Here is an 11,536-nt window from a genome sequence, read left to right on the forward strand (position 1 = left end):
CGCCCGTCAGGCCCAACCACCCCGCCGCAAGCGGATGCAGCCGCGTGCCGAACGCTCAAGTCAGCCTGCCAGGACGCCCTACGCTCCAACCCGGTGAATACGACGGGCTAGCCGGGGCGGGGACAGTTGGGCGAGGCGGTCGCCGCCGGCTTGACGCCACCTTGCGGGCACAGGCCGAATAGGGCGGCGCTCCGCTACGTGGCGTGAGCTGCGGGAGGACAGGACCGTGCGAGAACGCCAAGGCCTAGCGAAGGCTGCCAGTGGTTGCGCCCCAGGGCGCCGCTCCATGCTCGTGCTGCCGGCGCTGCTGCTGCAGGCCGTCACAAGTCACGCGCAGGACGGCGGAGCGCGGCCGGTCACGCTGGTGGTGCCGTTCCCGGCTGGCTCGGTCACTGACAACGTCACACGTGCCGTTGCACAGCAGTTGCAGGAGAGCCTCGGCCAGCCGGTGGTGGTGGATAACCGACCGGGCGCGCAGGGCACGCTCGCGGCCGCGCATGTCGCCCGGAGTCAGCCGGACGGGGCCACGCTGCTGATGGGCTCCTCGGTGATGTTCGTCGCCCGCAGTCTGATCCGGAACCTGCCCTACGATCCTGTGGGGAGCTTCCAGCCGGTGTCGGGGGTCGGCTCGACCTCGATGATGATCATGGTCCCCGCGGCCTCGCCGGTAGGGTCGCTGGCCGACCTGCAGGCCCGGGCCCGGCGGGCGGCGCCGGTCACAGTCGGGTTCGGCTCGCCAAGCGGCCAGGTGGCCCTGGCGCTGTTCGCCACAGCGAGCGGCACGCAACCGGTCGGCGTCAGCTACCGCGGCATTCCCCAGGCGATGACCGACCTGGTCGGCGGCCACATCGAGGCCGCGGTGGTGGATCTCGGCACCGGGCTTGCGCAGCGGCGCTCGGGTCAGGTGCGGGCGCTGGCGATCTCCGCCGCGGCGCGCAGCGCGCTGGCTCCCGAGGTGCCGCCGCTGCAGGAGAGCTTCCCGGGCACGGAGGGCGCGCTGGAGACGATCATTGCCGTGCTCGGTCCGGCGGGGATGCCGGCGACGATCGTCGCGCGGCTGGACGAGGCGATCCGCGCTGGCCTGACCCGCCCCGCACTACAGGAGCGCTTCGCCGCGCTGTCCACAGCCGTGCTGCCGCTGTCGGCGAGCGCGCTGGCCGCGCGCATCCAGGCCGACAATGCGCGATGGGAGGCGCTGATCCGGCAGGCTGGGATCGAGCCGGAGTGACTGCGCGACGGCAGCTCAACACCCGCTCTTCGCACTTCCCGCGTGTTAGCCGGAGCTGCCACAATTGCGGTTGGTCAGGGTTTGCGGCCGTGTCCAAGCCGCTCATCTCGCTGCCCGCCGGATCAGCTCAAGCAGCATCGCCCTGCAGGGCAACATGATCCCCGCGACGCTGCACTGGGCTGGCGTCGAGCCCGACAGCGGCAAGGCCTACGGCGTCCGGGAACGGGCCGATGGCACGCTTCGCGCCGGTATCAACGGCGACAGCACCGCCGACATCTCCCTCAACATGCAGGGCGTGATCTGCAGCGGAGCCGACTTCCCGTCCGGTGCTGGCAGCAGCACTCCGGATCAACCAGTCGAGCCCGAGATCCCGACTGAACCGGAAACTCCGGTCCAGCCGAACAACCCTGAACTCCCAGCAACCCAGCTTTCCTGGGTTGAGAGCTTTGACAACGGTCTCGGCACGTTCGGCCGCTCGTGGAATCCTGCCATTGACACCAGCGTGCCCGGACAACCCATCATTTGGACCAGCGCAGACAATCAGAACAGTGGGCCATGGTCCCGCCCCGGGGCAACGCCGATGCCGGCTACGGCCGCTACAGCTTTGCGTTGGGGACCAAAGGGGCAATCGGCATCCATGCCCTGACCTGGCCAGCGACCGATGCGTGGCTTGGCCCAGAGCGCGACTTGCTGAAGATCGGCAGCGCGGGGAACGGCTATTCCGCCATTCATTACAAGGACGCGAATGGCGGCAACGGCTGCACCACATATGGCTGGGGCGACCTCGACCGGCATCGGCACCCAGACTTGGTGGAACAATGGTGCCATGGGCGGCAACAACTCGATCACGCTCTACGAGGCCAGCTACTCCGTGATCGCCTGACCGTCGGGCAGTGGGATGCGTCGTGAGGGGCGTCCCACTGGCAGGGACGACTGAGGAACGCTTGGCCACCGTCGTCAGGCCAAGCCGGCAAGCCGCGCGGGTCCGCGCAGGGGCGTCTAGCCTTGTTGTAGCTCACCAGAATGGGGTCGATGTCGGGCCGACTGTGGTCGGCCCGACATCAGCTAGGTCACAGGATGATCTGATCGGCGGTCAGGCTGTGCAGCCCGGTCAGCTCGATCTGGAAGTCGCGCGCGGTGTCGCCGTTCACGCCGCCGATCAGGAAGGTGTTGCCACCCATCTGATAGGTCCAGAGCTCGCCCGCCCGCGCCGTGAAGGAGTCGGTCGCGGTGCCGCGGAAGACGAAGTCCTGCATCCCGAAGATGCCGAGATTGGCGTCCATGGCGGAGAGGTCGATCAGGTCGCCCGCCCCCCAGTCGCCGATCACGTCGCGCCCCGCGGCGGTGGCCTGCGTCTCGGTGGCGGAGGTGAAGACGAAGCGGTCCGCCCCCTGGCCACCCAGCAGCAGGTCCTTGCCGAGCCCACCCTGCAGCACGTCGTTGCCCGCCATGCCCCGCAGCACGTCGTTGCCCGCCTGGCCGAGCAGCGTGTCGTTGCCGCCCAGGCCGGTCAGGTTGTCCGCCCCGCTGGTGCCGGCCTGGTTCACCCGCCCGACGCCCAGGATCTGGTTGGCCGAGAGGCTGTGCAGCCCGGTCAGCTCGATCTGGAAGTCGCGCGCGGTGTCGCCGTTCACACCGCCGATCAGGAAGGTGTTGCCACCCATCTGATAGGTCCAGAGCTCGCCCGCCCGCGCCGTGAAGGAGTCGGTCGCGGTGCCGCGGAAGACGAAGTCCTGCATCCCGAAGATGCCGAGATTGGCGTCCATGGCGGAGAGGTCGATCAGGTCGCCCGCCCCCCAGTCGCCGATCACGTCGCGCCCCGCGGCGGTGGCCTGCGTCTCGGTGGCGGAGGTGAAGACGAAGCGGTCCGCCCCCTGGCCACCCAGCAGCAGGTCCTTGCCGAGCCCACCCTGCAGCACGTCGTTGCCCGCCATGCCCCGCAGCACGTCGTTGCCCGCCTGGCCGAGCAGCGTGTCGTTGCCACCCAGGCCGGTCAGGTTGTCCGCCCCGCTGGTGCCGGCCTGGTTCACCCGCCCGACGCCCAGGATCTGGCTGGCCGAGAGGCTGTGCAGCCCGGTCAGCTCGATCTGGAAGTCACGCGCGGTGTCGCCGTTCACGCCACCGATCAGGAAGGTGTTGCCACCCATCTGATAGGTCCAGAGCTCGCCAGCCGCCGCCGTGAAGGAGTCGGTCGCGGTGCCGCGGAAGACGAAGTCCTGCATCCCGAAGATGCCGAGATTGGCGTCCATGCCGGAAAGGTCGATCAGGTCGCCCGTCCCCCAGTCGCCGATCACGTCCCGCTCGGTGGGCGTGGGCTGCGTCTCGGTGGCGGATGTGAAGACGAAGCGGTCCGCACCCTGGCCACCCAGCAGCAGGTCCTTGCCGAGCCCACCCTGCAGCGTGTCGTTGCCCGCCATGCCTTGCAGCGTGTCGTTGCCCCCGTTGCCGACGAGCAGATCGTTGCCCGCTGTGCCGAGGATCGAGTCGTTGCCCGGCCCGCCCGGCAGCACCAGGACGCGGTCGGCGAACTGCAGCCGCTCCATGTTCATCACGCGGTCGGTCCCGTCGGCCTGCGTGCCGCCGGTATGGTCGACGGTGTAGTAGTTCCCCGCCGCGTTGTAGGTGATGGTGTAGTTGGCCATCACGTCAGAGAAGACCGCGGTGTCGATTTCCGCCGGTTCGTCCGCGTAGAGGATCTCGCGGACGATGCTGAGCTGGCCCGGGTTGAGCGTGCCGTCCAGCATCAGGTCGAACAGGGCCTTGCCGCCGTAGAGCAGGTTGCCCGCGGCACCGCGCACCTGCGAGGTCATGCCCTCGGCCGAAGCGATGGTACCATCCGCGAGGCTCACCTTGATCCGCACGTTGAGCCAGGCATCGCCGTCGATGACGTCGTTGCCCCCACGCCCCTCGATGGTGTCGCTGCCACCGCCGCCGAGCAGGATATTGCCGTCGTCGAAGGCGACGATGGCTTCCAGGTTGCCGCTGGTCGGCCGCGGCGCCACCAGGTCGCCGAGCAGCTCGCGCAGACCGGCGATGCGGTCGACACCTGCCTGGGAGAGCTCATTGCCGGCAAAGGTGAAGTCGGCATTGGCTCCCACCGGCGGGGCTTCGGCATTCACGTCGCCGCGGTTATCGCCGCGCAGGACGTCGTTCTTCTCCCACCCGGACAGGGCCTCCACCTGGTCGAAGCGGTCGCGCAGGATGTCCTGCTCGACGGTGGTGAAGATCGGCGTGATGAGGTCGGAGTCGGCGGCTTCCTGGTTGGTCTTGTGGATCGCCCAGTCGAAGCCGAGCATGCCCTCGTTGCGCATCACGCTCTCGCCCTGGACCATGATGTCGTCGCCGGATTCGGCGTCGAAGTCATGCTCGTTCTGGCCCGCGAACATAACGTCGTGGCCGATGATGGACGAGTTGAAGTTCAGCTCCGAGTTGTCGCCGGCCGTGGCGTCGAAGCCGTCGCCCGCCTCGATCCAGTCGTCGCCCTCGTTGCCCAGCAGGAAGTCGGCGCCGGCGCCGCCCAGGATGAAGTCGTTGCCGGTGCCACCGAATGCCTCCTTGCCGTCGGGGCCGGTGATGATGAAGTCCTGGCCTTCGTTGCCGAAGATCAGCGCGAGGCCGCTGCCGCCGTGGATGACGTCGTTGCCGGCCTCCCCGTGCAGCATGTCGACTTCGCCGATATCGGTACCGCTGTTGGTGATGATGTCGTCGCCATCACCGCCATGGATCTTGTCGACACCGTAGCCCGCCTCGATGCGGTCGTTGCCGCCGCGACCCCAGACCGCGTCGTCGCCGCCGCCGGAAACGATGGTGTCGGCGCCGTTGGTCCCCTGGATGAGCAGGTGGTCGTTGGTGTTGACGCGGAGGTACTCGGCCACACCGTCGTTGTTCGCGTCGACCCGCTGGACCATCGGGGAGATGGCCTGCAGGAACGGATCCGCCTGCGTCGGGTCGGCGTAGCCGAACTTCACCTGCTCATTCTTGTCCATGTAGAGGACATGGTCGGGCACGGAGAAGATGTCGGCAGGCAGCGCGTAGCCGGTCTCGCCGAGATCGGTGTTGTTCAGGACCATCTTGGCGAGGGAGTTGTTCTCCAGCTCGTTGAGCAGGTTGAGGCCCTGCACGCGAGAGAGGTAGTAGAACCGGTCGCCGTTCTGCAGGTTCTCCATCTGCATCTCGAAGATGAAGGAGAAGGTGGAGCCCAGCATGCCGCCGAAGGCCATCTTCTTCTCGGCCATGCCGCCAACCCAGAGGTCGATGTCCTCAAGGCCGCCGAGCTTCGTCGCGTACTGCCCGGTGCCGTTGAGGAAGGCATCACGGTCGGCCGGCGCGTCCTGGCCGCCGAACACCAAGGCCATGGCGGCGTCCCGCTTGGCGGCGGCGGTTGCGGCGGTCGTGATCGTCTCATGCGTGCCATAGGCCGCGATGAAGTTCACGATCGAGGCCGGGTTCTTCAGGTTCAACGCGAAGTCCGTCCAGCTCGTATAAGGGTCGAGCTGGGTGTCACCGCTGGCTGCCTCCTTGAACTGCCGGCGGGCTTCGTTCAGCGAGGGGATGCCGGTGTCGCGTCCGCGGGCGATGTTGAGCGCCGCGAGATCGAGCGGGATGCCGACCAGCTGGTTGCGCAGCACATGGGTGACGAACTCGTCGATCTCGCTGCCGACCTGGCTGGTCATGCCGCGGACAATGGCGCCGGCGGCCGCGTCGTGGTCGATCACCGCCGATCCGAACGCCAGCGGGTTCAGGAAGGCATCGAACAGGTCCATGTCGGCCCTGGTGCCGTCCGGGTTGATCTGGTCGATCGTCTCCCGCAGCATGGAGTGCCCAAAGCGGTACACCACATGAGCGAACTCGGCGAGGATGTTCGGATTGATGTCAACGGACGGGTTGAAGACGAAGGCATCGATGTCCGGCTGCACCTTCCGGCCGAACTCCTCGAAGACGAGGTGCTGGTACTGCATCTCCGTCGTGAAGCGTGCCGCCTGGAACAGGCGCTCGCCCTCCCAGGACAGGGTCGCCGCGAAAGCTTTGACGGCTTCGGCATCGCTGGCCGGCGGCAACACCGTGCCGAGGGGTAGGTCGACCTGGAGCCACTCGTTCAGAAAGGCGACGTCGCCAGATTCGATCGCCCGGATCTTCACCTGCTCGACGGTATGGTTGTGCTCGGAATGGAAGATATGGTGGACGGCCGACAGGCCGATGTTCTCGTTGCCGCGGCCGTCGCCGGTGATGTAGTGGGCGTCGAGCAACTCGTTGTCGTAGGATGTCTGCTGCCCGCGGCTGTTGATCTCTCCAGAATAGCCCACGACCGAGTCGCTGTCCTGCATGAGGACACCGCCCGTCACGACGGGCACCGCGGCATGCGCGATGTCGTCCAGGAAGGCATGGCCAGTGCGAACGGCTCCGGCAGTGCTGATTGGGTTCGTCAGGTTGCCCTCGGCGAAGACGTCATCGCCGCCGCCGAACTTGCCGTCAGCGCCCAGGCTCATCACGAGCTGCGGAAGCCCATTCGAGCCACGGATGAACTCGCCGTACTCGTCCATCTTGAACAGCGGGATGTTGGTGACATCGGCATCGGTCAGCTTGATGCCAAGCACCTCGGCGGCTTGCTTCTTGACGTCGGCCCAGGTTGCCAGCCCGCGCTCGCCCTCGAGCAGTTTGCCGGTGGCGAGCGGCTTGCCGTCGACCAGCTTGTATTCACGCAGGAAGAGCTGGTGCGAGGAGTGGGAGGTATAGGTCTGATTCTGGTCGACCCAAGCGGTCGTCAGGTTCTTGGCATCCGCCGATGTGCGGGTAAGCACCATGAAGTTCGAATGCGGGGTCGCCGGGTTGTAGAGCGGATCGTCCGGCTGCAGCGGGATGTAGATGGTGCCGTTGTTGCTTTTGGTGACCAGGTCCAGGCCATGGTCGAAGAACTGGCCGAAGAGCGTGAACCAGCCGTTGTAGGAGGCCGAGAGCCCCTCGTCAGGCGCCACATTCTTCAGAACGACGGTGTGACCCTCCATCTCGACGCCGTGCTTGGCGAGGATCGTGTCGAGCTCCGCCTGGGCCGCCGGCTTTGCCGCATCGGCGGCGGTCTTGGCCGCGCCGTAGGCAGTCCGGATCTCGGCGAGGGCCGCGGTCAGCTCCGTGCCGGTGAGGCCGGCATAGGTGAGGGCGGCATAGATAGCCGCCGGGTTCTCCAGCGTCTGGTCGACAATCAGGTTCGAGATGATGCGCGGGTCCGCATCCACGACCGTCCCGCCACCGAGGCCCTGGCTGGCTGGCGGAGGCGCCCCCATTCCGGCGTAGTTGCCGTCGGTGAAGACAACCTGTCCCGGGCTGCCGGCGCCAAAGGTAATGCTGTCGTCCGCCTCGTTGCGGTAGACGGGGTCGGTGATGCGCGGGAACGGCGTGTCCGCGGCACCCCACTCCTCACGGCCTGCCACCAGGTTGTTATAGCTGCCGTCGACCGTACGGAGCCCGTAGGGTGACAGAGGAGTTGGGATTGCCGGAGCGGCATTCGGGTCGGTCGTAATGTTGCCGGCCAGGTCTATGCGGATGTCTGTCAGCGGCGTTCCTGCGGAGTGCGCCTCGGCGATCTTGATCTGCCGAAGAATAAACTCCAGATCATGGCGAACAAGTGCGACCACTTTTATCCTCCTATAGGATTGCCGCAGCTATTCCACGCGACAGGCGCGCCAGAACATTGCGTCGTTTCTTGGTCGGCAGAACATCTCCTGAAGATGACACTGCCGCCATATGCACGCGGAGGATGATTACCGAGGGGACATATTCCTTCTCAAGTCACCAATACTTGCCTCACGGCTCACGGATCCGGTAGAAATACTCGCTCTGGTTGAAAATCGAGCCGGAAGCAGAGTGAAAACAACCAGAGGTTGTAAGCTATCCACTTAATAACGAGAGGCGCTTCGCGGCGCCTGCCGGTATTGCAAACAATATCCGTGACTTAGTGGTATTTCTTTGCTGCACCAAACGCACAGCGAAGTGAAACTCGTTTTGCATAGAGGACAAAATGGCGGCTTTCAGAGCCCGTTCGACCCGATGCCCTTCGGGATCCTCGGCTCGTGCGCCTCGGCCGCCTTGAGGAGGCGGGCGTGAGGGCGGCAGCCCGCCCGAACGCTTACGCGCCTATCCTGGCAATAGCTGCCGTGTCCCTCGCACCTGTCGGTCGACGAGGCACTCTCGCACGTCGCCACCACATGCCAATTCGTGCCAGGCCACCGTGCCGATGATCTCATCGCGGCATTGCAGCCTGTGTCGGAACGCGAAAGGTTGGTCCGAGTAGGTGCTCAGCGAATCAGTTCGTGCGCTCTTCCTTTGGCTGGCTTCAGCCCACGTGCCGCAGCGGTGGCGAGCGGCGCGCACAGGTACTCTCCATACGCGGCGCACTGGAAGGACAACAACCTCCCGCCTCCCGCATGCTAGGAGAGGCGACACAATCGCTGCCGGCCGCGGGTTTCCTGCGCTCCGACCCACTACGGCCTGGAAGGAGCGAGCCGAGCGGAGCAACTTGGCATGCCGGCTCGCGGCAGCGAGGCACGGCCAAATCTGCTGAGGATGAGATGTCATGCCAAGTGACCTTTGCCGTTGCGGGAACGGCCTCCGCCACATCAGTGCTCATGGCCGGCGTGGATTCATGGGCGGCGTCGCCACCGGCGTGCTCGCAGCCATCGGCGCCCCAGCCGGGCCCGGCTTGGCGGCCGACCCGGTCGCAAGGACCGCTCTCACCTCTGACCAGGCGCTCTGGCTGTTGAAGGAGGGCAACGGCCAGTTCCGCATGGAAGCCCCCTACCGTGCCGCTCAGGGCCGCGAGCGTCGGATCGAGCTCGCCAGAGGGCAGGCACCCTTCTGCGTCCTGGTTGGATGTTCCGATAGTCGCGTCCCGCCCGAGTTGCTGTTCGGGCGTGGCCTGGGCGAGCTGTTCATCATCCGCAATGCCGGCAACACCATTGACACCGCCGCGCTCGGCAGCGTCGAGTACGGAGTGGGCGTACTCGGCTGCCCGCTGATAGTTGTCCTGGGTCACGAGGCGTGTGGTGCGGTCGCGGCGGCGGTCGATGTCGTGGACAGGAATGCCACCTTCCCCGGCGTGATCGGGGAGATGATCCAGCCCATTATTCCCGCGGTCCTCGCCGCCCGCAGCCAGTCCGGTGACTTGCTCGACAACGCGGTTCGGATGAACGCCCGGCGCGTCGCTGGGCGTCTCAAGATGCAGAGTACCGTCCTGCAAGAGGCCCTGCGGCAGGACAGGTTGAAGATCATCGCGGCGCGCTACGACTTCGATGACGGCGACGTAGACTGGTTCGAGGACATCTGAGGGCGCAACAGCGGCTGGGCTTTGGCATGGCTTCATGCGCAGGGCGAGCTGGTTGGCGATCACGCGCGAGCACGTTGCCTTCGCGGCCGAGGGGCGCCGGACCTGTCAGGCCGACCGGCTCATCACCATCCGCTTGCGCATGCTGATCGCCCGGGAGCTTGAGAAACGTGGCCTCACTGCGCCTATCGCCATCGGCACGGCCTTTGTTATGCCAGGGGTAAGGGCAAGCAGGCTGCTGATCCGGCACCAGTGGCGAGAAGGTGATGTGGAGTCGCTCCAGGCCGCGGCGGCCCGACTGGGAATGCAGGCGCCAGGCTCATGACCGAGGCCGATTTCGGCATTCGCTGTCAAGGTGCGTCGGCCGTTCTGGCGGGGCTGGCTGAGCTAGACGATTTTGGCTAATGACTTTGGGCGAAGAAGTGCGCTGCTCTGTTGGGCATCATGCGCAGCTTCGCCGCTCCATCACCTGAACTGCATGCGTACATAGCCGCGCTGGCGGTGTTTGATGTTGTGGCCATCGTGGTGCGACTGTGGTGGTGGGACCCATGAGCAGGCCCACCCTCAACGCGATCGGCCCGTACGGCGCGTTGCGGTCGCGCTGCTACCTGCCCTTGGCGGATATGGTTTTTCGGCGGGCGGCGATGGCTTGGCGGCGGATCATGCGACCTGTGCGCGGAAGTGCTGGAGGCGACGCGATCCGCTTCGATGATGTCGTCGGCAGGAGGTGGACGATGGCGCGGCGCCGGATCGGGCAGGAGGGACCTCATCGCGCGGCCGGAGCTGCGGGCGGCATCGTCGCTGGGCGAAATTGCCGCCCTGCTGGATTGGGCCGCGATCGACCACCTCGTCGAGGTTTCGGCTGCCCCGAAAGGCGAGCCGGGCTGGCCGTCGCTGGCGCTGTCCCGTGCGCTGCTGCTGGCTACCTGGCATGACCTCTCCGACGTGCGGCTGGCCAAGGCGCTGGAGGCTCGCGCGAGCTTCCGCCGGTTCTGCGGCTTCGCTGCGCATGAGGCGACGCCCGAGCGCACCGCCTTCGTCCGCTTCCGCTGCGAGCTGATCCGGCGCGGGCTGGATCGAGTGCTGTTCGAGGCTGTCACGCGTCAGCTCGAGGCGAAAGGTATCGTGGTGCGCACCGGCGCGCTTGTCGACGCCACGCTGATCCAGTCGGCGAGCATCCGGCACGACGGCGATGCCCGCTGGGCCGGCCATCGCCGCCGCAAGCCGACGCATGGCTATAAGGCCCACATCGCCACCGAAGAGGCCGCTGGCCTCGTACGCGGCGTCGAGGCCACCACGGCGAACGTGCATGACGCCGCCGAACTCGTGGCCGTGCTGCCAGATGCGCCGGGTCAGGTCTACGCCGACAGCGCCTTCGGCGGCCGCAACGCCGAGGATGTCGTCCGTGCTCGAGGTGGCAATCCCTGCGCCGTTGGGACCGGCGTCTGGGGTGGCCCCGAAGCGCTTGCCAGACTGCATGCCCATAACGCCGCGGTACGGCGGATCCGCTGCCAGATCGAGAAGGTCTTCGGCACCTGGAAGCGATCCTATGGCCTGCGCCGGATGAGGTGGCTGGGACTTGCCAAGGCAGGCCTGCAGGTTCGGCTCGGGGTCATCGCCTAGAACCTGCGCCGCGCGCTCACCCTGCCGCAGGCCACCGCTGCTTGATGGAGGGCGAGTTTGTCCGCGACGACCACGGTGCGGCCCAAAACGCCCGCAGGGTTGACGGATCGGCACGCCATCCGCCCCTCGCCGCACATCGACGCCCCCAGCGTGCTCGTCGGCACGTCCGCGCACAGGTCTCTTCATTCGCGCTTCCGCCATCGCCAAGGGTCCTGTCGTGCGAGCGCGTGCAGCATCGCCGGAAGGTGAGCAGCACCGCCCCTAGCAGGCTGCTGAAAAGCCTGCCTGCTGGGCGGGAGCGGGCTGCTGCTTGGTCTGGGTGGGCTCGTAAGGGGACGACGGCGCGGCGGGTAGGCCGCCCCTTTCCGGCC

The 11,536-nt window shown here is 66.7% G+C and carries 6 protein-coding genes; 5 read left to right on the forward strand and 1 reads right to left on the reverse strand.

Annotated elements, in window-relative coordinates; all coding sequences use genetic code 11:
• Positions 1–286 precede the first annotated feature (286 nt).
• The gene (locus E2C06_RS33140) at positions 287–1,228 is read left to right on the forward strand and encodes a Bug family tripartite tricarboxylate transporter substrate binding protein (protein WP_133292835.1); all 942 of its coding nucleotides are present in this window, start codon (positions 287–289) and stop codon (positions 1,226–1,228) included.
• A 154-nt stretch (positions 1,229–1,382) separates the two neighbouring features.
• Positions 1,383–1,874: a hypothetical protein gene (locus E2C06_RS33145; RefSeq protein WP_133292836.1), complete on the forward strand. Its 492-nt coding sequence runs from the start codon at positions 1,383–1,385 to the stop codon at positions 1,872–1,874.
• Between the two features lie 424 nt (positions 1,875–2,298).
• On the opposite strand, the gene E2C06_RS33150 is transcribed toward E2C06_RS33145, so the two are convergent.
• Complete coding sequence (locus E2C06_RS33150) at positions 2,299–7,857, reverse strand: peroxidase family protein (protein WP_133292837.1); 5,559 nt, start codon at positions 7,855–7,857, stop codon at positions 2,299–2,301.
• A gap of 1,007 nt (positions 7,858–8,864) precedes the next feature.
• Between E2C06_RS33150 and E2C06_RS33155 the strand changes: the two genes are divergently transcribed.
• The 3 genes from E2C06_RS33155 to E2C06_RS33165 all read left to right on the forward strand — a co-directional run bounded on the left by E2C06_RS33155 (position 8,865) and on the right by E2C06_RS33165 (position 11,165).
• Positions 8,865–9,545, forward strand: coding sequence for a carbonic anhydrase (locus tag E2C06_RS33155; RefSeq protein ID WP_193560533.1), 681 nt, complete (start codon positions 8,865–8,867; stop codon positions 9,543–9,545).
• Positions 9,546–9,597: 52 nt separating this feature from the next.
• Entirely contained in the window at positions 9,598–9,867 is a 270-nt protein-coding gene (locus tag E2C06_RS33160) for a hypothetical protein (RefSeq protein WP_133292839.1), read from the forward strand.
• 356 nt (positions 9,868–10,223) lie between these two features.
• Entirely contained in the window at positions 10,224–11,165 is a 942-nt protein-coding gene (locus E2C06_RS33165; protein ID WP_241671589.1) for an IS5 family transposase, read from the forward strand.
• Positions 11,166–11,536: the final 371 nt, after the last annotated feature.

Origin of the sequence: Dankookia rubra (genome assembly GCF_004355005.1) — a bacterium.
GTDB classification, from domain to species: domain Bacteria; phylum Pseudomonadota; class Alphaproteobacteria; order Acetobacterales; family Acetobacteraceae; genus Paracraurococcus; species Paracraurococcus ruber_A.

Coding starts and splice junctions, on each gene's coding strand:
- E2C06_RS33145 (WP_133292836.1), top strand. CDS start 1,383: ATGATCCCCGCGACGCTGCACTGGGCTGGCGTCGAGCCCGACAGCGGC.
- E2C06_RS33140 (WP_133292835.1), top strand. CDS start 287: ATGCTCGTGCTGCCGGCGCTGCTGCTGCAGGCCGTCACAAGTCACGCG.
- E2C06_RS33155 (WP_193560533.1), top strand. CDS start 8,865: ATGGGCGGCGTCGCCACCGGCGTGCTCGCAGCCATCGGCGCCCCAGCC.